The 21,558-nt window shown below is 58.7% G+C and carries 14 protein-coding genes; 1 reads left to right on the forward strand and 13 read right to left on the reverse strand.

What is annotated here, in order from left to right:
• Positions 1-12: 12 nt before the first annotated feature.
• Positions 13-729: an ABC transporter permease gene (locus HKK57_RS14255; RefSeq protein WP_029291954.1), complete on the reverse strand. Its 717-nt coding sequence runs from the start codon at positions 727-729 to the stop codon at positions 13-15.
• A 331-nt stretch (positions 730-1,060) separates the two neighbouring features.
• Here HKK57_RS14255 and HKK57_RS14260 point away from each other — a divergent pair, with 331 nt between their 5' ends.
• Positions 1,061-2,644, forward strand: a complete 1,584-nt coding sequence (locus HKK57_RS14260) for a peptide chain release factor 3 (RefSeq protein WP_029291952.1) — start codon at positions 1,061-1,063, stop codon at positions 2,642-2,644.
• Between the two features lie 178 nt (positions 2,645-2,822).
• Here HKK57_RS14260 and HKK57_RS14265 read toward each other — a convergent pair whose 3' ends face one another.
• The 12 genes from HKK57_RS14265 to HKK57_RS14320 form a co-directional block, all read right to left on the reverse strand.
• Positions 2,823-3,170 carry a hypothetical protein gene (locus HKK57_RS14265; RefSeq protein ID WP_029291949.1) on the reverse strand — a complete coding sequence of 116 codons (348 nt, stop codon included), beginning with the start codon at positions 3,168-3,170 and terminating at the stop codon, positions 2,823-2,825.
• Positions 3,171-3,421: 251 nt separating this feature from the next.
• On the reverse strand, positions 3,422-5,680 hold the full coding sequence (locus tag HKK57_RS14270) for a TonB-dependent siderophore receptor (protein WP_133714610.1): 2,259 nt from the start codon (positions 5,678-5,680) through the stop codon (positions 3,422-3,424).
• 355 nt (positions 5,681-6,035) lie between these two features.
• The gene (locus tag HKK57_RS14275) at positions 6,036-7,007 is read right to left on the reverse strand and encodes a peptide ABC transporter ATP-binding protein (RefSeq protein ID WP_029291946.1); all 972 of its coding nucleotides are present in this window, start codon (positions 7,005-7,007) and stop codon (positions 6,036-6,038) included.
• On the reverse strand, positions 7,007-7,975 hold the full coding sequence (locus HKK57_RS14280) for an ABC transporter ATP-binding protein (RefSeq protein WP_029291945.1): 969 nt from the start codon (positions 7,973-7,975) through the stop codon (positions 7,007-7,009). Before HKK57_RS14280 ends, HKK57_RS14275 begins: the two co-directional genes overlap by 1 nt.
• A 10-nt stretch (positions 7,976-7,985) precedes the next feature.
• Positions 7,986-8,897, reverse strand: coding sequence for an ABC transporter permease subunit (locus HKK57_RS14285; RefSeq protein WP_029291943.1), 912 nt, complete (start codon positions 8,895-8,897; stop codon positions 7,986-7,988).
• A 10-nt stretch (positions 8,898-8,907) separates the two neighbouring features.
• A complete protein-coding gene (locus HKK57_RS14290; protein WP_169390323.1) occupies positions 8,908-9,918 on the reverse strand; it encodes an ABC transporter permease subunit in 1,011 nt (336 codons plus the stop codon).
• Between the two features lie 73 nt (positions 9,919-9,991).
• Positions 9,992-11,587, reverse strand: coding sequence for an ABC transporter substrate-binding protein (locus HKK57_RS14295; RefSeq protein WP_070994119.1), 1,596 nt, complete (start codon positions 11,585-11,587; stop codon positions 9,992-9,994).
• A gap of 81 nt (positions 11,588-11,668) precedes the next feature.
• Positions 11,669-13,072 (reverse strand): OprD family porin, encoded by a 1,404-nt coding sequence (locus tag HKK57_RS14300; protein WP_070994118.1) that lies wholly within the window; start codon positions 13,070-13,072, stop codon positions 11,669-11,671.
• Positions 13,073-13,241: 169 nt separating this feature from the next.
• A complete protein-coding gene (locus tag HKK57_RS14305) occupies positions 13,242-14,846 on the reverse strand; it encodes an ABC transporter substrate-binding protein (protein WP_070994117.1) in 1,605 nt (534 codons plus the stop codon).
• Positions 14,847-15,151: 305 nt separating this feature from the next.
• Positions 15,152-16,777, reverse strand: coding sequence for an ABC transporter substrate-binding protein (locus tag HKK57_RS14310; RefSeq protein WP_070994116.1), 1,626 nt, complete (start codon positions 16,775-16,777; stop codon positions 15,152-15,154).
• A 257-nt stretch (positions 16,778-17,034) separates the two neighbouring features.
• A complete protein-coding gene (locus tag HKK57_RS14315) occupies positions 17,035-18,636 on the reverse strand; it encodes an ABC transporter substrate-binding protein (RefSeq protein ID WP_154906600.1) in 1,602 nt (533 codons plus the stop codon).
• Between the two features lie 111 nt (positions 18,637-18,747).
• Positions 18,748-21,540, reverse strand: coding sequence for a hypothetical protein (locus HKK57_RS14320; RefSeq protein ID WP_237150389.1), 2,793 nt, complete (start codon positions 21,538-21,540; stop codon positions 18,748-18,750).
• Positions 21,541-21,558: the final 18 nt, after the last annotated feature.

Raw genomic sequence — 21,558 nt, forward strand, 5'->3', positions numbered from 1 at the left:
CTTTACCCAGCCTTAAGACGGACGCAACCCGCGTTCCAGCCAGAGGCGGCTGGCCATGGTCACCAGACCGTCAAGCAGCAAGGCCAGCAGCGCGGTACACGCGGCGCCGAGCAGCAATTGCGGCTGATTGTTCAGGGCGATGCCGGGGAAGATCAGGCTACCCAGGCTGTTGGCACCAATCAGGAACGCCAGCGGTGCGGTACCGACGTTGATTGCCAGGGCCACGCGCACGCCACCGATGATGATCGGCACGGCGTTGGGCAGTTCGACGCGAAACAACACCTGGCGCGGGGTCATGCCGATGCCGACGGCGGCTTCCTTCAAGGAACCCTGCACGTTTTTCAGGCCTTCGTAGGTGTTGCGCACAATGGGCAGCAAGGAGGCGAGGAACAGGGCGAAGATCGCCGGGCCGCTGCCGATGCCGAGGACGCCGAGGGCGATGGCCAGTACGGCCAGGGGAGGGACGGTGTTGCCGATGTTGAAGATCTGCATGAAGCGTTCTGCGCGCCCGACCATGTTCGGTCGGCTAAGCAGGATACCGGCGGGGATGCCCACAACGAGGGCGGCCAGCATGGAGACTAGAACCAGGATCAAATGAGCTTGCAGGTAAAACAACAAATCGTCGCGGTACAGTTCGATCGTGTTGATGCCGATCCAGTGGACCAGCAGGGCCAGGAGAGCGACGACAACCACTCCTCCTATCAGCCCTTTGCCATAGCGAATAGCCACAGGCGGACTCCTTTTTTCTTTTGTCGGCGAACACATTTCCGAGCGGCAATGCCATTCCTGGCTGTCGGCGAATATGGTCGCGAAAAGCAGCTCGCCAATACCGGCAACGCGGTATCAAATCGAGCCATGAGCGCAGCCTCGTCAGGCTAACTTGCTGATTTTTCAGCCCCTGTTACGAGTGCGGTAGCAGGGGAGTGGACGTCTCTACCTTTTAAAAGGTTCCATACTTGGCAGCATTTAGCCACCCCCAATGGGCTGAACGGTGGTCTGGCTCCCTGGGTTTGCGCTATACTCGCCGCCCTTTTTTGACTCACCTGCCAGGCGATTTCCCATGACCCACCAGGCCGCCGAAGTCGCGAAACGCCGCACTTTCGCCATTATTTCCCACCCCGATGCCGGTAAAACCACCATCACCGAAAAGCTCCTGCTGATGGGCAAGGCAATCGCGGTGGCCGGCACGGTGAAATCCCGCAAGTCCGATCGCCATGCCACCTCCGACTGGATGGAGATGGAGAAGCAGCGGGGTATTTCCATTACCACGTCGGTCATGCAGTTCCCCTATCGCGAACACATGATCAACCTGCTCGACACCCCGGGCCACGAAGACTTCTCCGAAGACACCTACCGCACCCTGACCGCGGTGGACTCGGCCTTGATGGTCCTCGACGGCGGTAAAGGCGTCGAGCCACGCACCATCGCCCTGATGGATGTGTGCCGCCTGCGTGATACGCCGATCGTCAGCTTTATCAACAAACTCGACCGGGATATCCGCGACCCTATCGAATTGTTGGATGAAATCGAAGCCGTCCTGAAAATCAAGGCCGCGCCGATCACCTGGCCGATTGGTTGCTACCGCGACTTCAAGGGCGTGTACCACCTGGCCGATGACTACATCATTGTCTACACCGCCGGCCATGGTCATGAGCGCACCGATGTGAAAATCATCGAGAAGCTCGACTCCGACGAAGCCCGCGCCCACCTGGGTGACGAGTACGACCGCTTTGTCGACCAACTGGAACTGGTGCAGGGCGCCTGCCACGAATTCAACCAGCAGGAATTCCTCGACGGCCAGTTGACCCCGGTATTCTTCGGTACCGCATTGGGCAACTTTGGTGTCGATCACGTGCTTGATGCTGTCGTGAACTGGGCGCCGAAACCCCTGGCGCGAGTTGCCAATGAGCGCACCGTTGAGCCGGTCGAAGAAAAGTTCAGTGGTTTCGTATTCAAGATCCAGGCGAACATGGATCCCAAGCACCGCGACCGTATCGCCTTTATGCGTATCTGCTCCGGCAAATACGAAAAAGGCATGAAGATGCGCCACGTGCGCACTGGCAAGGACGTGCGCATCGGCGACGCCCTGACGTTCTTCTCTTCCGAGCGTGAGCAACTGGAAGAAGCGTTTGCCGGCGACATTATCGGCCTGCACAACCACGGCACCATCCAGATCGGCGACACCTTCACTGAAGGCGAAGCACTGGGCTTCACCGGTATCCCGCACTTCGCCCCGGAACTGTTCCGCCGCGTACGCCTGCGCGACCCGCTCAAGTCCAAGCAACTGCGCCAGGGCTTGCAGCAACTGGCCGAAGAGGGCGCTACCCAGGTGTTCTTCCCCGAGCGCAGCAACGACATCATCCTCGGCGCCGTCGGTGTGCTGCAGTTCGATGTGGTCGCCAGCCGCTTGAAAGAGGAATACAAGGTCGAATGCTCCTACGAGCCGATCACCGTGTACTCCGCGCGTTGGATCGATTGCAGCGATAAGAAGAAGTTGGAGGAATTTTCCAACAAAGCGGTGGAAAACCTCGCCATCGACGGCGGCGGTCACCTGACCTACTTGGCGCCGACCCGGGTCAATCTGGCGCTGATGGAAGAGCGTTGGCCGGATGTGAAGTTCCGCGCTACCCGCGAACACCACTAAGGTACCGGGTGGTACTAAAAAGGGCGAAGCCGTGATGGCTTCGCCCTTTTTTGTCGCCGCTGTCCCGTCTTTTGTAGGAACAAGCTTGCTCGCGAAGAACGCAGGGGCATCGCGTTGAACCAGAATGCTCGCGTTATCGTTGACGCTTTTCGCGAACAAGCTCGCTCCTACAAGTGGGTTATAAAGTGTTGGGGCCAACTTTAAGTTGCTTGAGGGAAAGTTCTGCGCCTGCGCGTATTGTTTCAACTTGTGCAACTATCGCATCTTTGACGATGGCTTCACCAAAGTCGGTGATTTCCTGGTTTTTTATATGGGTCACACTCAAGTACAGCAAGTGCATGGCAACATCCATGGCGCTCTGGAAAGAAACCAGGGTGTTGTTCTTGCCTAGCTCTTGCGTGACCGATTCCCAGCGGCGGTCCGACTCGGCTTGCAGGTTTTTGAACTCTTCAAAGCTGACGTCACCATCTTCATAGATTGTGCTCAGCAGATTTTCCAGTGAACGGGATATAGCGCGGTATTTCATAAAGTCTACCTGTGGGTGAAAAGCGGAGCGGCAGACTTTAATCTCGGGTTTTAGCCAGGGCAATATTAAAACGGGGTGGTGTTACATGTTTCGGAAGTTTCGGAGTTTGATAAGAGTTTAATGCTCTTGGGGTGTGGTTTGTTTCTGGACTTACTCTGTTGTTATGTCGGGACTACAGATAAGTCCGGATTAAGCCTAAGTAAAGTTCCGCCCGGCATGCCAGGCGGAGTAGGAGGCCTTGACGCGTATCGTCAGAACGAAGCAGTCACCGACGCAAAGTAAGCACGCCCCGGTTCGTTATAGGTCTGTGCGCCCGCGTCATCCGCGTTGCCTTTGCGATACAGGCGCTTGTCCAGCAGGTTTTCGATGCCCACGCGCACGCTCAGGTTCTTGGTGAACTCATAACCACTGCTCAAGCCCATCAAGCCGTACGGGTCGACATCCTGCTGGGCAGTGCGATCGTAATTGTTGGCGCTACGGGAGTTGAGGGTGGGCGCCTCTTGCTTGCCGTAGTAGGTGCCGCTGACCTGGAACGACAGCTTGTCGGTGGCCTGCCAGTCGAGCGTGGTGTTGACCGTGTACTTGGGGATGATGCTCAACGGCTCGCCGGTGTCTTTGTCCTTGGAGTCGATCATGTAGGTCAGGTTGGTGTTCCAGTCCAGGTCGTCGCGCAGGGTCATGAACAGGTTGCCCTCGATGCCCTGGACCAATGCCGCGCCGCTGTTTTCCCATTGCAGCACGCGCCGACCACCGTCCAGGCGGAAGGCGGCCTGGTTGCTGGCGTTGATTTTGTTCTTGTAGTCATTGCGGAAATAGGTCGCGCTGGTGCGCCAGGTGCCTTTGTCGAAGGCCAGGCCGATTTCCTTGTTGACGCTGATTTCCGGTTTCAGGTCCGGGTTACCCACCAGGTAGCAGCCACCGGAGTTGGTTTCGCCGGCATTGCAGCCGTTGCCCCGGCTGTACAGCAAATAGTTGGGGTTGGACTGGTACAAGTTCGGGGTCTTGTAGGCCCGGGCGATACCACCCTTGAGACTCAGTTCATCGGTCAACTGGTGTGAGGCGTTGAGGCTCGGGCTCCAGTTGCCGCCGTACTCTTCATGGTTGTCGTAGCGCAGGCCGGGGGTAATGATGGTCTTGCTGCCGACTTCGATGTTGTCTTCGGCGAACAGCGCGTAACTCGACGCGGTGGTCTTGGTGCTGCTGCGGCTGACGCCCGGAATGCTGGGCACGCCGCCGGTGCCTGGGTCGTAGCTCTGGGGGCGCAGCGAGCCTGGGTCGTTCATCGATTCATAGAGGTATTCGCTGCCCAGGGTCAGGACTTGCTCAGTGCCCAAGCTCAGGGGCAGGTTGACCTCGGCGGTGGCGCGGGTGTTGCGCAACCGCGATTCGAAACGCCCGGCCGTGGCTGACGGCGCGCCCTCGCCGGAGCCCGCCAGGCCTTCGTTGAGGCGCTCGTTGCGGGTCAGGTCGTGGCTCAGCGAGGCCATGGTCGAACCCCAGTCAAACTCGCCGCGGTGGGTGGCGGAGAAGCTGCTGCGCTGGATCACGCTGGTTTCCTTGCCGACCAGGCTGTTAACGAAGGTGCCGCCGCCGTTGAGCATTGTGTCGCCGGCGAAGATATTGCCCTGGCGGCTGTAGCTGGCTTCCAGGTCCAAGGTTTGTTCGGGGGTGAATTGCCAGCTGAGCAGGCCGTTGACGTCCTTGTTGCGCACGCCTTCGCGGCCCGCTACCAACGAATCGGCGGTGGCCTGCTCGGCCTGGTTGATGTTGGAGTCGTCGGCATCGGTCTTGTTCAGGCCGCCGTAGACCCGGAACGCCAAGGTATCGCTCAACGGGCCGCTGAGGTTGAAGTTGGTGCGTTTGCTCATGCCTTCGGCGTCGTCTTCCGGCAGCGACACATAGGTGGTCAGCGAGCCGTGCAACTGGTCGGTCGGGCGCTTGGTGATGATGTTGATCACCCCGCCCATGGCGCCGGAGCCATAGCGCGCGGCAGCCGGGCCACGCAGGATTTCGATGCGTTCGACTTCCTCGGCCGGCACCCAGTTGGTTTCTCCACGGGTGTCGCGATCGCCGCTCCAGCCGTAACGCACGGCGTTGCGCGAGGTCGATGGCTTGCCATCGATCAGGATCAGGGTGTTTTCCGGGCCCATGCCGCGCAGGTCGATCTGGCGATTGTTGCCGCGGCTGCCGCTGGAGCTGTTGCCGGTCAGGTTGACACCTGGCTCACGGCGGATGATGTCCGACAGATCGTTGGTCGGTGGGCGCTTCTTGATGTCTTCGGCGGTGATGATCGACACGCCGGGAGCTTGTTTGAGCTCTTCGGCGGCGGTGCCCAGAATTCGTGTTTCGCTCAGTTCCAACGCTTGGGAGGTGCCATCGACTGGCAGGTCACTCGCTTGCACCGGCACTTTGCCGTGTTCTCTTTCCTGGGTGTCCGCGAGCAGTGCGGGGGAAGAAAGGGCGGCGATAAACGCCAGGGAGAAATGGCTGAGCCTGAATCGAGGTGACATGTCCGCAAAATCCTTTAAGGAAGGTGGCAACTGAGCGAGGCGCACCAGAATTGCCTTCCAGCAGGATTCGGCGCGCTCTATGCGCCGGAATGCTATTCATTATCAAATACAAGTAAATGTCATTTACAACTTTTACACTTTGCCCAAGCCCCGATGCGGCCCCTAAAAACAAAAAAGCCCCTCCTGCCAGATTGATGCGCAATCTGGCGGGAGAGGCTGTACAACTCGGTATTACCGCGATTCCCTGTGGGAGCGGGCTTGCCCGCGAAGACGGTGGGTCAGCACCTCATTCAGTGGCTGACACGCCGCCTTCGCGGGCAAGCCCGCTCCCACACAAGCCCGTCCCCACAGGGGTTTAGGCCACGAACTGCTCCGCGTGGTGGCAAGCCACCTGGCGGTTGTCCAGTTCACGCAGTAGCGGCTCTTCACTGCTGCAGCGCTCGGTCGCGTACGGGCAGCGCTTGTGGAAGGCGCAGCCAGGTGGCGGGTTCAGCGGGTTGGGCAGTTCGCCGACGATCTTGATCTTCGGCTTGTTCGGGTCCGGATGGATGGTCGGGGTGGCCGACAACAGCGCCTGGGTGTACGGGTGCAGGGGGCGTGCGTAAATGTCTTCCTTGGGACCCACTTCCACCGGGCGGCCGAGGTACATCACCATCACGTCATCTGCCACGTGTTGCACCACCGCCAGGTTGTGGGAGATGAACACATAGGCGGTGTTGTACTGCTGCTGCAGATCCATGAACAGGTTGAGCACCTGGGCCTGGATCGACACGTCCAGCGCCGAGGTCGGCTCATCCGCCACCAACACCTTGGGCTGCAACATCATCGCCCGGGCCAGGGCGATCCGCTGGCGCTGACCACCGGAGAACATATGCGGGTAGCGCTGATAATGCTCAGGGCGCAAGCCCACTTGCTTCATCATCGCCTGGACTTTTTCCCGGCGCTCGGCGGCGGACAGGTTGGTGTTGATCAGCAGCGGCTCGCCCAGTTGATCACCGACTTTCTGCCGTGGATTCAACGACGCGTAAGGGCTCTGGAACACCATCTGCACGTCTTTGCGCAGTTGTTTGCGCTGGGCCTTGTCGGCGCCGGCGACTTCCTGGCCGGCGATTTTCAAGGATCCGGACGATGGCTCTTCAATCAGCGTCAATGCCCGGGCCAGGGTGGATTTGCCGCAACCCGACTCACCCACGACCGCCAGGGTCTTGCCGGCCTCCAGCTCAAACGACACGCCATTGAGGGCGCGCACGGTGGCGTGGCCCTTGAACAGGCCGCGGGACACTTCGTAGTGACGGGTCAGGTCGCGGGCGGTAAGAACGACGGCCATTACGCCACCTCCTGGTTCAAGGGGTAGAAGCAGCGCACAAGGCTGTGGGCTTGCGGGTCCAGGGTCGGACGGGTCTGACGGCAGCTGTCTTGCACGTACGGGCAGCGCGGCGACAACAGGCAACCTTGTGGGCGGTCATAGCGACCAGGGACGATACCCGGCAACGTTGCCAGGCGCTCGGCGCCCATGCTGTGTTCCGGGATCGCCGCCAGCAATGCTTCGCTGTACGGGTGCGCCGGTACGTCGAACAACCCCGGCACCTGGCCGACTTCCACCGCTTGGCCGGCATACATCACGCACACGCGCTGAGCGGTTTCTGCTACTACCGCGAGGTCGTGGGTGATCAGTACCAGGCCCATGTTCTGTTCTTTCTGCAGGGCCAGCAGCAGCTCCATGATCTGTGCCTGGATGGTTACGTCCAGCGCCGTGGTCGGTTCATCTGCGATCAGCAGTTTGGGCTCGCCGGCAATGGCCATGGCAATCGCCACACGCTGGCTCATACCGCCCGACAACTGGTGCGGGTAGGCGTCCATGCGGCTGGCAGCGCCGGGGATTTCGACTTTTTCCAGCAACTCGATGGCACGCTTGCGCGCTTGCTTGCCGGACATTTTCAGGTGCAGGCGCAGCACTTCTTCAATCTGGAACCCCACGGTATAGCTGGGGTTCAGCGCGGTCATCGGGTCCTGGAACACCATCGCCAAGTCTTTACCGACGATCTGGCGGCGCTGACGGTTGCTCAGCTTGAGCATGTCCTTGCCGTCGAAGGTCAGCGAGTCGGCGCTGACGATGCCGGGATGCTCGATCAGGCCCATCAGCGCCATCATGGTCACGGATTTACCCGAGCCCGACTCGCCAACGATGGCCAGTACTTCGCCTTTGTCCACGGACAGGTCAAGCCCGTCGACCACTGGCACGGCAGTCTTGTCGCCGAAGCGCACATTGAGATTCTTGATTTCTAGCAGTGACATGGGAATCTCCTCACGCGGCATTCTTGAGTTTCGGGTCTAGCGCATCGCGCAGTCCGTCGCCCATCAGGTTGATTGCCAGCACGCTGAGCAAAATGGTCAAGCCAGGCAGGCTCACGACCCACCAGGCGCGTTCGATGTAGTCACGGGCCGAAGCCAGCATGGTGCCCCACTCGGGGGTTGGCGGTTGGACGCCAAGGCCGAGGAAGCCCAGGGCCGCGGCATCGAGAATCGCCGAGGAGAAGCTCAAGGTGGCCTGCACGATCAGGGGGGCCATGCAGTTGGGCAGCACCGTGACGAACATCAGGCGCGGCAGGCCGGCACCGGCCAGGCGCGCGGCCGTCACGTAGTCACGGTTGAGCTCGCCCATCACGGCGGCGCGGGTCAGGCGCACATAGGATGGCAGCGACACAATGGCAATCGCGATCACGGTGTTGATCAGGCCAGGGCCGAGGATGGCGACAATCGCCACGGCCAGCAGCAGCGATGGCAGGGCCAGCATGATGTCCATCAATCGCATGATGGTCGGGCCGAGCAGGCGCGGGAAGAACCCGGCGAACAGGCCCAGCAGGATCCCCGGAATCAGCGACATCACCACCGATGACAAACCGATCAGCAACGACAGGCGCGAGCCCTGGATCAGGCGCGACAGCAAGTCACGGCCCAGTTCGTCGGTGCCCAGCAGGAACTGTATCTGCCCGCCTTCAAGCCACGACGGCGGGGTCAGCAGGAAATCACGGTATTGCTCGCTGGGGTTATGGGGGGCAACCCACGGGGCAAAGATCGCACAGAACACGATCAGCAACATGAACAGCAGGCCGGCAACCGCGCCCTTGTTCTTGGAGAAGGCTTGCCAGAATTCTTTGTACGGCGACGGGTACAGCAGGCTTTGATCGACTGCTGACACTTGAGTAGGTGTGGTCATGGTCATGATCTCAGCGCTGGTGACGGATGCGTGGGTTGGCGAAGCCGTAGAGGACATCCACCACGAAGTTCACCAGGATCACCAGGCAGGCGATCAGCAGGATGCCGTTTTGCACCACCGGGTAGTCCCGTGCGCCAATGGCTTCGATCAGCCATTTGCCGATGCCGGGCCACGAGAAGATGGTTTCGGTCAGGACTGCACCGGCCAGCAGTGTGCCGACTTGCAGGCCGACCACGGTCAGCACCGGAATCAGCGCATTGCGCAGGCCGTGTACGAACACCACGCGTGCCGGCGACAGGCCTTTGGCCTTGGCGGTGCGGATGTAGTCTTCGCGCAGGACTTCCAGCATCGAGGAGCGGGTCATCCGCGCAATCACCGCCAGCGGGATGGTGCCGAGCACGATGGCTGGCAGGATCAGGTGGTGCAGGGCATCCCAGAACGCGTCCGGCTCATCGGCCAGCAGGGTGTCGATCAGCATGAAGCCGGTGCGCGGCTCGATGTCGTAGAGCAGGTCGATACGCCCGGAAACCGGGGTCCAGCCCAGGCTCACCGAGAAGAACATGATCAGGATCAGGCCCCACCAGAAGATCGGCATCGAATATCCCGCCAGGGAGATGCCCATCACCCCGTGGTCGAACAGGGATCCTCGCTTCAAGGCCGCGATCACCCCGGCCAAGAGCCCGAGGATACCGGCGAACAACAGGGCGGCCATGGACAGTTCCAGGGTCGCGGGGAACAGGGCGCTGAACTCGGTCCAGACGCTGGTGCGGGTACGCAGGGATTCGCCGAGGTCGCCCTGGGCGAGCTTGCCGACGTAGTCCAGGTATTGCGCATACAAGGGTTTGTTCAAGCCAAGGCGTTCCATTGCCTGGGCGTGCATCTCGGGGTCGACCCGCCTTTCGCCCATCATGACTTCTACGGGGTCGCCAGGGATCATGCGAATCAACGCAAAAGTCAGCAACGTGATGCCGAAGAACGTTGGGATCAACAACCCCAATCGGCGGGCAATAAAACTAAACATCGTGGTATCTACCTCAATCAGCCGGTTAGGCAGGTCCGGCACCGTCAACGTCGACGGTGCCGGGCGTCTCTTATTACTTCACCTGGGTGGTGGCGAAGTTATTGTTGGTCAGGGGGCTTTGGGTATATCCCTCGACGTTTTTACGCATGGCGGTGAACATTTTCGGGTAGGCCATGGGGATCCATGGTTGGTCCTTGTCGAAAACGTCCAACGCTTGTTCATAGAGTGCGGCGCGCTCGGCGGGTTCAGCCACGGCGCGGGCCTTGTCGATCAAGCCCTGAAACTCTTCGTTACACCAGCGGGCGTAGTTTTCGCCGTTTTTGGCGGCATCGCAACTCAGGTTCGGCGTGAGGAAGTTGTCTGGATCGCCGTTATCCCCGGCCCAGCCGGCAGAGACCATGTCGTGCTCGCCAGCCTTGGCGCGCTTGAGCATTTCGCCCCACTCCATGACCTTGATATTGACCTTCAGGCCAATCTGCGCCAGATCCGCCTGCATGCGTTGGGCGCCAAGCATCGGGTTGGGGTTGGTCGGGCCGCCGCCGTTGCGGGTGAACAGGGTGAACTCGGTGCCTTCCGGCACGCCGGCTTCCTTGAGCAGGGCGCGGGCCTTGTCCAGGTCGCGGGCCGGGTTCTGCAATTTGTCGTTGAAGCCTAGCAGGGTCGGCGGGTACGGGCCGGTGGCGTCGATGGCATTGCCTTTGCCGTACAGGGATTGGTTATAGCCCTGTTTGTCGAACGCGATGTTGATCGCGTGGCGCACCCGCGCGTCGCTCATGTACTTGCGGGTGGTGTTCATCGCGGTGTAGGCGGTGGTCATCGCCGCCAGCTCAGTGACCTTGAGGTTTGGATCGGCCTTGATGCTCGGCAGGTCATCGGGTTTTGGATACAGGGCGATCTGGCACTCATTGGCCTTGAGCTTTTGCAGGCGCACGTTGTTATCCACCGCGATGGCCAGGATCAGCGGATCAGCGGGCGGCTTGCCACGGAAGTACTCCGGGTTGGCCTTGAAGCGCACCTGGGCGTCTTTCTGGTAGCGGGTGAAAATGAACGGGCCAGTGCCGATCGGCTTGCTGTTGAGCTCGCCGGTCTTGTTGGCGGCCAGCAGCTTGTCGGCGTATTCGGCGGAATGGATGGCGGTGAACGGCATTGCGACATCGGCCAGGAACGGCGCTTCGGGGCGGGTCAGGGTGAAGACCACGGTGTGGTCATCGGTCTTCTCGACGCTTTTGAGCAGTTCCTTGAAACCCATGCTTTCGAAATAGGGGAAGCCGGTGGTGGACTTGTCGTGCCACGGGTGTTTCGGGTCCAGTTGACGCTGGAAGCTCCAGAGCACGTCGTCGGCATTCAGGTTGCGCGTAGGCTTGAAGTAATCGGTGGTGTGGAACTTGACGTCATCACGCAGGTGGAAGGTATAGGTCAGGCCGTCCTCACTGATGTCCCACGATTTGGCGAGTGCGGGCACGATTTCAGTGGTGCCGGGCTTGAAGTCCACCAGGCGGTTGAACATGGTTTCGGCGGCGGCGTCGGCGGTGACAGCCGTGACGTACACGACCGGGTCGAAGCCTTCCGGACTGGCTTCGGTGCAAACCACCAGCGGCTTGGCCGAAATGCCCAGGGCCACACTCAGCAGTGCAGCGGTCATGGCAGCTTGTAACGGGAGCATTTTCATCGAAGAGCCCTCTGCAATCGATTCAACCACACAAATGTAGACGGCGGGCTCGTCCTGAGCCCGCCGTTTACCTGGCGCTAATTAAAGGATGTTGAACGGAATGGTGGTGACCACACGGAATTCTTTGACGCTGCCGTCGAACTGGTTCTCGCTACCGCGATGCTCAACGTAGGTTGCACGAATCGCCGTGGCTTTGAGCGGGCCGCTCTGGACCGCGTAGGCTGCGCCAACACCGTATTCCTGGTGTTTTTCGCCGTCTTGTTTTTCGATGCCGGTGTAGGCGTAAGCGCCGTTGCTGTTACCCGTGTAGTGAGTACCGTCGATGCCCCAGCCGCGTGCGGAGTAGACGTTGAACTTCAGGCCCGGCACGCCGTATTCAGCCATGTTGATAGCGTAGGCAACCTGGAAGGACTTCTCGTTCGGGCCGTTGAAGTCCGACGTCAGGGAGTTGGCCAGGTAGATGCCGTTGGTTTCGTGCAGGTAGTCGAAGTACTCGTTACCGTTCACTTGCTGGTAGGAGAAGGTCAGGCTGTGGGCCTGATGCGCCAGGCCGAGGGACAGGGAGAAGGTATCGTTGTCGATTTCCCCCATCAGCTTTTTGCCTTCGTCGACGGTTTTGTAGTAGTTGAAGCCAGTGGTCAGGGCCAGTTGCTGGCTGTCACCCAACTCGTGGGTCGCGCCAAAGTAGTACTGGTTCCAGAAGTCCTTGACGTTGGCGCCGAAGAAGCTGGTTTTCAGGCTTTTGAGCGGCTGGTAGTTGGCGCCCAGGGTGTAGACCTTGTCGGTTGTCGCGCTGCGTGCACCTTGTTGGCTGTACTCGCTGCGGAACTTCGACAGGCTCTGTTCGGAACGTGGGGAAACGCGGTCAAACACGCCGCCCTGGAACGACAGGTTGCTGAATTCTTCGCTGTTGAAACTCACACCTTGAAAGCTTGATGGCAGTGCGCGGTTGCCGATGGTGTCGACAATCGGCGTGCTGAAGTTCTGGCGACCGGCGGTCAGCGTACTGTTCGAAACGCGGAACTGCACGTTAGCCAGGCCCAGCTTGCTCCACTGGTCTACGGGATCACCGTTGGAGTGAGCCAGGGTGCGGTTGGAGCCGCCCTTGACGTCACGTCGGCTGCGATCAAGGGCCACGATGTTGTAGAGCGCAACTTCAGCCTTGACGCCCACGGTACCTTCGGTGAAGCCCGAGCTGGCGTTGAGGATAGTGCCCTGTACCCAGTTGGTACGGTTGCGGTCGGTCAGGGTTCTACCATGCTTGGTGTAATTGAAGCTGCCGCCGCGGTACAGGCTCTCGTGGGAGTACCAGTTACGCGTCTGACCGCCCAGGCTGAAGTCTTCGATAAAGCCTTTGGCTTCGCTTTGGGCGCTGGCGCCGGCCAGTGTGGTTGGCACGAACTCCTGGCTTGCAGGTTCGGCGTAAGCGGTGGCGGTGATGCTGCTGATGGCCATGGCCAGTAGCACTTTGCTGCTCAATTTCATGGGTGGAGCTCCTTTGGTTCTCTTTTTTTATGCCGGCCTTATTAAGTGAGCCGGCTATTGGGTGTGTAACTCTTCAAGCTATGGCAAACGTTTGCTGTAGGAGATTTCGCGAATTACAGCTGCACGTTTGCAGCAGAGCCAACTTCGCTCTGCGCATCCGGTTATTTTCTTATGGGGTAATACTGACGCCCGAGAACACGTTGCGGCCGAAGGGGCTCACTTTGAAACCTTCGACTTTGGTGCTTAACGGCTGGTTGACCGTCGAGTGGGCGACAGGCGTGATCGGCACCTGCTGTTTGAGCAGTTGCTGGGCCTGTTTGTACAGAACAGTCCGTTGTTCTCGGTCGGTGACGACCTTGGCTTGCTTGATCAGCTTGTCGTACGCCGGGTCACACCACATCGAGTAGTTGTTCCCGCCGATGGCGTCGCAGCTGTAGAGGGTGCCCAGCCAGTTGTCCGGGTCACCGTTGTCGCCGGTCCAGCCAATCAGGCTGATATCGTGTTCGCCGTTCTTGATGCGCTTGATGTACTCGCCCCACTCATAGCTGACGATCTTGACCTTGAGGCCGATCTTGGCCCAGTCGTTTTGCAGCATCTCGGCCATAAGCTTGGCGTTGGGGTTGTACGGGCGCTGTACCGGCATGGCCCACAGGGTGATCTCGGTGCCTTCCTTGACGCCCGCAGCCTTGAGCAGTTCCTTGGCTTTTTCCGGGTTGTAGGCGGCGTCCTTGATGCTGTCGTCGTAGGACCATTGGGTCGGCGGCATGGCATTGACTGCCAGTTGCCCCGCGCCCTGGTACACGGCGTTGAGGATGCTCTGCTTGTTCACCGCCATGTCCAGCGCCTGGCGCACTTCGAGCTGGTCGAAGGGTTTGTGCCGCACGTTGTAGGCGATGTAGCCGAGGTTGAAGCCCGGCTTGGTCAGCAGTTGCAGGTTCGGGTCGGCCTTGAGCGCGTCGACATCGGCGGGGCGTGGATGCAGGGTGACCTGGCATTCATTGGCCTTGAGCTTCTGTACCCGCACCGACGCGTCGGTGTTGATGGCGAAAATCAGTTGGTCGAGCTTGACCTTGCTCGGGTCCCAATACTGTTTATTGCCGGCGTAACGGATCTGCGAATCCTTCTGGTACCGCTGGAACACGAACGGCCCGGTGCCGATCGGCTTCTGGTTGATATCGCTGGGTTTGCCGGCCTTGAGCAGTTGCTCGGCGTATTCAGCCGAGAGGATCGCCGCGAAGCTCATGGCGATGTTCTGGACAAACGCCGCGTCGACCGTATTGAGGGTCATCACCACGGTGTGCGGATCGGTTTTTTCGACCTTGGCGATGTTCTTGTTCAGGCTCATGCCGTTGAAGTACGGAAACTCCGTAGGGTAGGCCTTGCGGAACGGATGGTTGGGATCAAGCATGCGGTTGAAGGTGAACAGCACGTCATCGGCATTGAAATCCCGTGTCGGCTTGAATTCCTTGTTGCTGTGGAACTTCACCCCTTCGCGCAGATGGAAGGTGTAGGTCAGGCCATCGGGCGAAATATCCCACTTGGTCGCCAAGCCTGGTACGACACCGGTCTCGCCCTTTTCAAACTCAACCAGGCGGTTGTAGATCGGCTCGGCCACATCGTTGTCGGTGGCGGTGGTGTATTGCGCGGTATCGAACCCGGCCGGGCTGCCTTCAGAGCAGAACACCAGGCTTTTCTTCTCGCCAGCCTGGCCCATCGAAGCGACGGCCAACAGGCTGGTACCCAATATTGCAGATAGAACGGTGGTATGGCGCATGACGGTCCCCAATCCATGTTTATCGTTTTCGTCAGTGAACAGTCGCCACGCCTTACCTGGCATGGCGAAAGCACTGCTCCCATCCACAGCAAATGCCGTATCGGAACTGCGTGTTTGCCTACCTCGACGTTAGGGAACGCGGGCAAGGCAGTAAATGCGCAGAACCGGACAGACCTTGTAGGGATCGGACTTTACCCTTGCAGTCAGCTGCTGTAGGTCGGCAGCGCCTGCGAACGTAGTCCGATTCCTAAGGTCTTGGCGGATGCAATAACGGCGACGTTATGAAACGTCGCCGCCAAGGCGTCCTACTTGCTGACGCTCACCCCGTAGAAGGAATTCAAGCCAAATGGGCTGATCTTGAAGTCCTGCACGTTGTTGCGCATGGGTTGATACACCGTCGAGTGTGCGATAGGTGTCATGGGGACTGCACCTTTGAGGACGTGTTGCGCCTGTTTGTACAGTTCGGTGCGCTTGGCGACATCCGACGTGGCCTTGGCTTCTTTCACGATGCCGTCGAATTTTTTGTCACACCATTTGGAGAAGTTGTTGCCCGCCAGGGAGTCGCAGCCGAACAGCACGTTCAGCCAGTTGTCCGGGTCACCATTGTCACCGCTCCAGCCGATGATCATGGCCTGGTTTTCACCGCCTTTGGAACGCTTGATGTACTCGCCCCACTCGTAGCTGACGATGTTGACCTTCAAGCCGATCTGCTTCCAGTCGTTCTGCAGCATCTCGGCCATCAGCTTGGCGTTGGGGTTGTACGGACGTTGGACCGGCATGGCCCACAGGGTGATTTCGGTGCCTTCCTTGACGCCGGCTTCCTTGAGCAACTCCTTGGCCTTGGCCACGTCGTGCGGGACGTCCTTAATGGTCTCGTCATAGGACCACTGGGTCGGCGGCATGGCGTTGACCGCCAACTGGCCTGCGCCCTGGTAAACCGAGTCGATGATCTGCTGCTTGTTGACCGACATGTCCAGGGCCTGGCGTACGCGCAGGTCGGCCAGTGGGTTGGCCGCCGTCTGGCCCTTGAGCACAGGCATCACGTTGTAGGCGATGTAGCCCAGGTTGAAACCGGCCTGGTGTGGCAGTTTCAGGGTCTTGTCTTCGCCCAGGGCCTTGAGGTCGGCCGGACGTGGGAAGAGGGTGACCTGGCATTCGTTCTTCTTGAGTTTTTGCACACGCACCGATGGGTCGGTGGTGATGGCGAAGATCAGGTTATCGATCTTCACATCTTCAGGCTTCCAGTAATCCTTGTTGCCGGTGAAGCGGATGTTGGAGTCTTTCTGGTAGCTCTTGAACACGAACGGGCCAGTGCCCACCGGCTTCTGGTTGATGTCCTGGGGCTTGCCGTCCTTCAACAGTTTGGCGGCGTATTCGGCCGACTGCAGCGAGGCGAAGCTCATGGCCAGGTTCTGGATAAACGCGGCGTCCACGGTGCCAAGGGTGAACTTGACGGTGTGGTCGTCGATTTTCTCGATGTTCTTGATGTTGGTGTCCATCCCCATGTCCGTGAAGTACGGGAACTCGGTGGGGTAGGCCTTACGGAACGGATCGTCTTTGTTGATCATCCGGTTGAAGGTGAAAAGCACGTCGTCGGCGTTGAATTCACGAGTCGGCTTGAAGTACGGCGTGGTATGGAACTTGACCCCTTCGCGCAGGTGGAAGGTGTAGGTCAGGCCATCTTCGGAAACGTCCCACTTGGTGGCCAGGCCAGGAATCACGGCGGTGCCGCCACGCTCGAACTGGCTGAGACGGTTGAACATGGTTTCGGCCGAAGCATCGAAGTCTGTTCCGGTGGTGTACTGGCCTGGGTCGAAACCCGCCGGGCTCCCTTCGGAGCAGAACACCAGATTAGTCGCCGCCTGGGCGAAAGGTGCAGCGGCCATTAAACCGGCGCTGACTAAAAACGGAATGACTGCGTGTTTAAGCATGTTGGCCTCATGATTTGTTGTCATTTTTGGAATTGAGGGCGACCTCGTGAGTCGGCCTGCGGATACTTATGCAGGCCCCATACCCATTGCAAGACGTTGAGAGGCAACAAGCGGCAAAGAGTGGTACGAACGTACAAGAATGTCGCATTCATATAATTTTCGACACAAATCTGCATTTTCGAGGTTTTTTTCGGTGCGCGCAGTGCACTAAATCGGCCCAACCGAGGTGTCTGGCGCACTCGGTTGGGGCGTGATTGTTACTTATTCAGACTTACGCCATAGAACGGCGTCAGCCCAAACGGGCTGATTTTGAAGTCCTGGACTTCCTTGCGCAGTGGCTGGAAAACCGTCGAGTTCGCAATAGGCGTTATAGGTACTTGATCCTTAAGTATTTTTTGCGCCTGTTGATACCACTTGATGCGCTCGTCACGGTTGCTGCTGAGCTTGGCCTTCTGCACCAGTTGGTCGTACTGCGGGTTACACCATTTTGCATAGTTGCTGCCCTTTACCGCCGCACAACTGTAGAGCACCCCAAGCCAGTTATCGGGGTCTCCGTTGTCGCCGGTCCAGCCGTAAATCATCACATCGTGCTCGCCGTTTTTCGCGCGCTTTATGTATTCGCCCCACTCATAGCTGACGATATTGGCGGTGATCCCGACCTTGGCCCAATCCTGCTGGATCATCTGCGCCGACATTCGCGCATTGGGATTGGAGGCGCGCTGCACGGTCATCGCCCACAAGTTGATGGTGGTACCTGGTGCAACCCCTGCTTCTTTTAGTAGCGCCCGGGCTTTGGCCGGATCGTGCGGCGCGTCCTTGATGTTGGGGTCATAAGACCACTGGGCCGGAGGTAGCGCGTTTTGCGCCAATTGCCCGGCACTTTGGTACACCGCCTGGATAATCGCCGGCTTATCGATGGCCATGTCCAGGGCCTGGCGCACCTTGAGTTGATCCAGCGGCGGATGGGTCACGTTATAGGCCAGGAAGCCCAGATTGAAGCCTGCCTGTTGCAGCACGCGCAGGTTGGGATCCTGCTTCATCACCTCTATATCCGAGGGGCGCGGATAGCCGCTGACCTGGCATTCGCCGGCCTTGAGCTTTTGCAGGCGCGACGCGGCGTCGGGGGTGATGGCGAATACCAGGTTGTCGAGCTTCACATCCTCAGGCTTCCAATACTGTTTATTGGCGACGTAGCGAATCTGCGAGTCCTTCTGGTAGCGCTTGAACACAAACGGCCCGGTACCGACCGGCTTCTGGTTGATATCGGCAGCCTTGCCTTGTTCAAGCAACTGCGCGGCGTACTCGGCCGATTGCACGGAAGCAAAGCTCATGGCCAGGTTCTGCACGAACGCGGCGTCGACGTTATTGAGGTTGAAGCGCACGCTGTGCTCGTCGAGCTTTTCCACGCTTTTGATCGTGGTGTTCAGGCCCATGTCGGTGAAGTACGGCGATTCGGACGGGTAGGCCTGGCGGAATGGGTGGTTGGCGTCCAACAGGCGTTGGAAGGTGAACAACACATCGTCGGCATTAAAGTCGCGGGTCGGTGTGAAGTACTCGGTGGTGTGGAACTTGACCCCGTCGCGCAGGTGGAAGGTATAGGCCAGGCCATCCTCGGACACCTCCCAACGGGTCGCCAGTCCCGGCTCGACTTCGGTCCCGCCGCGCTTGAACTGGGTCAGGCGGTTGAACACGGTTTCGGCCGAGGCATCAAAGTCGGTGCCGCTGGTGTATTGGCTGGGGTCGAAACCGGCGGGGCTGGCTTCGGAGCAGTAGACCAGGGTACTGGCGGCATGGGCCATGGGCGTCAATGCCAACAACCCCGCAGCGAGGAACAGTGTTTTCAAGGCGTTTTTTTCCATGGAGACCCCTGAGATGGCAGGTATATAAGGCTGCCCATACGAAAAACGGCAGTCACCGAGGTTACCGCCGTTCAGGGGATCAGGTAAGTGGCCGTTGTAGCCGTGCCTTGGCTACGAGAGCGTCACGACCTCGATAGTGGTGGGCGCGTCCTTGTCGATGGTGTACAAGCTGTCGAGCTCATTACCTTCGCGTATCGTGAACGTTCTCTTGATGATCACCTCCACACCCGGCACCCGGTTGATGTCTTTTTCCGGGTTGGACAGGTGTCCTTTGGATGTAATTTGGACCTTCGTCACTTTGCTCGATGGATCGTGCTCGATGTGAAACTGGGTATCGTCAGCGCCAAAGTAGTAGCCATCTTGCAGTACCGAGCCACCGTTCAAGTCAATGGTGGCGGGGGCTATTGAGCCTTGATGGGCGACTTCGGAAATACGCGCACGCAGGTCGCGGTCTGGAATTGTGCGCTCGAACTGCGCCAGCCTCGCTTGCCTGATGCCCTCGGCCGAGTTCGCTGTGGCGTCCAGTCGATGGCTGACGGATAGCCCTTTTTCTTTGGTGGTGACGGTGTAAGGGTTACGGTTTATATCCAAGACAAAGTTGGGTGAGTACTGGCTCGAACTGTGTTCCGTGGGCTGTGCCTTTTCTCCGGGCGCAACGGAGAAGCCAGTCTCGTCGATGTTCCAGGAAACCCTGAAGTTAGTTTTGATGACGCCTTTATCCTCGAAATTGCTGCTGGCGAACTCGTAGCTGGACCCCGCGTTGATTTTCAAGAACTCGTCGATCTTGTTGGCGCCTGTGATTGGTTTGCCTTCGAGGTCGACGAAGTGATTGGCAAAAGACGCTGGGAGCTTCATGTCATCGCTGGGGGGTGGTGAGCCGCTGCGCTCCCAGAACCACTTGATGCCGCCTTTTCCATTGGCTGAGACCCACTCGCCATTGCCCGAAGAGTGGACAGTCATCACAGGGCGCCTGGTTTGCTGGTCAATGATCTGCACATAGCCGTTGCTCAGTTTGAAATCCCCTCGGATCTCATACACGTTGCTGATGCCGGTGGCATCGGTGTAGCGGATTAACCAGCGATCTGCGTTGGTGGTTGCATCCTTGACCTGATAAATCCCTTTGGCGTTGGGCTTCACATTTTCAATCAACTGTTCGCCATTTGGCACTGCATGCTGGCTGATATGCCCGGCCTGGCTTGGGCGCAAGGGGTTGGCAGGCTGGGCCTGGCTTGGCACGGTGACTTCATCGGTATTCTTTGCGGGCTTGGGGGCGTGCACGAACTCAAAGTCGTTTGTCTGTGAGTTCTGCCTCCATTGGTAATCTTCGGCTCTTGGGACGCCAGGGACTTTGGCGGGTTCACCTAGCCCGGACTCGACGGCACCTGGCGCAAGTTCGTGGGCCAGTTGCAGGCCTGATATTACCGCCGCTGCATTGCCGCCCACACGATCCTGCGCCGTCATGCCGTAGAGACTGTCATGGACGCCGAAGACGATATTGCCTGTGTTGCCAATCACGGGCACGTAGCCGAATGTATTGCCCCAGAAGTCTTTCGCCGACTTCCAATCCTGCTGTGAGGAACCAAACACCAGGGTTTGGTCGGACCATAATGCATTCTTGGCATTCACCGCTTGGTACTGGTCGGCCACACCGTTGTAAAGATTGCCGAACTTCAACTGATACTCGCTGCCTCGGGCTCGGGTGTAATTGAACAGTTGTGACGCCGGTATTTCCTCATCTGAAACCAGGTTGTGATAGCCGGGGAAGTGAGCGTTGGCGCCGGAGATCAACGTTTCAAGCACATAACCCGCGCTGGGCCAGTGTGAATCCTTGCCGCCTTGTATATCTCGGGTGTTGAAGTTTCTCAGCAAGTTGTCCCGGTTGTCTTTAGCCCAGGTTGCAAAGTCGGCATCCCCATGTATTTCACGGACGGTGCCATTCTTCAGATCTAACATCAATCCTTGGTTGGGCCTGTTTTTATAATCTCCGTCATAGGGCGTGTACGGAATAAATGCATAGCCTGACAAGGGGTAGCCGTAGATATTTGGAATGATGACTTGCCCATTCTTATCCAGTGTCCGCGCGACAGCTTCTTGCCCTTCAGGGCTCAATTTTTTAAAACTCTGCGTATCACTGCGCAGGGTTTGCAAGGTTCCCCGTACTGCGTAGGCGTCCGCTTGTCCCGAGAGGGTTGCGAGTTGGCCAGAAGGGTCTCGCATGGGTTTGGATATTTCATGTTCCCAGTGGTTTTGAAGGTTTTTGCCCAACGACTCCAGATCATCAACCTTAGTTTGATCTTTTGGATCTATCTCCATAAAGTTGAAGTTGAGCGGGCCGCCCCGTTGTACTTTGTCGTGCTCTAAAGCACCTGCAGCAATTTCCCAGGCAAAGTAAGTACGCTTTGAGGTACTGCTCAGATTTTCTGGTTTCCCCACCCCCGTGTAGGACGTGAACGTCACCGTGATTTTTTCATGGGGGTCATAGCCTGCGGCCAATAAACCACCGCTGAAGTAGCCTGCCGGCTCCATGAACAGGCGGGCATTCTGGAACCTGACGGCCATTTCACCCTGGTTGATACTGGGTATTTCTTCAATCAGCATCGTTACGCGAAAAGCGTAGTCATCAATGCGCTGCTTGCGCTCTTGCAGGGTGTAGCCAGCCGAGGGTGCAGGCACGGTGTCTGAACCGTAGATAACTCTTTTTTGGATTGCTATTTCAGGGTTTGTAGTTTGCGGCGAGCCACTGTCCCCTCTGTGCGCAGCATTCTGTGGAGAGGATGTTGCGGTGGTTGCACGAGTCTGCCGCCGATGTGCGGGGGCGGTAGTTTCTGCGGGCAATGGATTGACGGCGGATAATGAATGGGTTGTTGTCGAGTTCGGTAGAGCGGGCGCAGGATTTATATTCATGAACGTCTCGTTTTATTC

It is taken from the genome of Pseudomonas sp. ADAK21 (assembly GCF_012935735.1).
GTDB lineage: Bacteria > Pseudomonadota > Gammaproteobacteria > Pseudomonadales > Pseudomonadaceae > Aquipseudomonas > Aquipseudomonas proteolytica.

Coding starts and splice junctions, on each gene's coding strand:
- HKK57_RS14260 (WP_029291952.1), top strand. CDS start 1,061: ATGACCCACCAGGCCGCCGAAGTCGCGAAACGCCGCACTTTCGCCATT.
- HKK57_RS14265 (WP_029291949.1), bottom strand. CDS start 3,170: ATGAAATACCGCGCTATATCCCGTTCACTGGAAAATCTGCTGAGCACA.
- HKK57_RS14270 (WP_133714610.1), bottom strand. CDS start 5,680: ATGTCACCTCGATTCAGGCTCAGCCATTTCTCCCTGGCGTTTATCGCC.
- HKK57_RS14275 (WP_029291946.1), bottom strand. CDS start 7,007: ATGGCCGTCGTTCTTACCGCCCGCGACCTGACCCGTCACTACGAAGTG.
- HKK57_RS14280 (WP_029291945.1), bottom strand. CDS start 7,975: ATGTCACTGCTAGAAATCAAGAATCTCAATGTGCGCTTCGGCGACAAG.
- HKK57_RS14285 (WP_029291943.1), bottom strand. CDS start 8,897: ATGACCACACCTACTCAAGTGTCAGCAGTCGATCAAAGCCTGCTGTAC.
- HKK57_RS14290 (WP_169390323.1), bottom strand. CDS start 9,918: ATGTTTAGTTTTATTGCCCGCCGATTGGGGTTGTTGATCCCAACGTTC.
- HKK57_RS14295 (WP_070994119.1), bottom strand. CDS start 11,587: ATGAAAATGCTCCCGTTACAAGCTGCCATGACCGCTGCACTGCTGAGT.
- HKK57_RS14300 (WP_070994118.1), bottom strand. CDS start 13,072: ATGAAATTGAGCAGCAAAGTGCTACTGGCCATGGCCATCAGCAGCATC.
- HKK57_RS14305 (WP_070994117.1), bottom strand. CDS start 14,846: ATGCGCCATACCACCGTTCTATCTGCAATATTGGGTACCAGCCTGTTG.
- HKK57_RS14310 (WP_070994116.1), bottom strand. CDS start 16,777: ATGCTTAAACACGCAGTCATTCCGTTTTTAGTCAGCGCCGGTTTAATG.
- HKK57_RS14315 (WP_154906600.1), bottom strand. CDS start 18,636: ATGGAAAAAAACGCCTTGAAAACACTGTTCCTCGCTGCGGGGTTGTTG.
- HKK57_RS14320 (WP_237150389.1), bottom strand. CDS start 21,540: ATGAATATAAATCCTGCGCCCGCTCTACCGAACTCGACAACAACCCAT.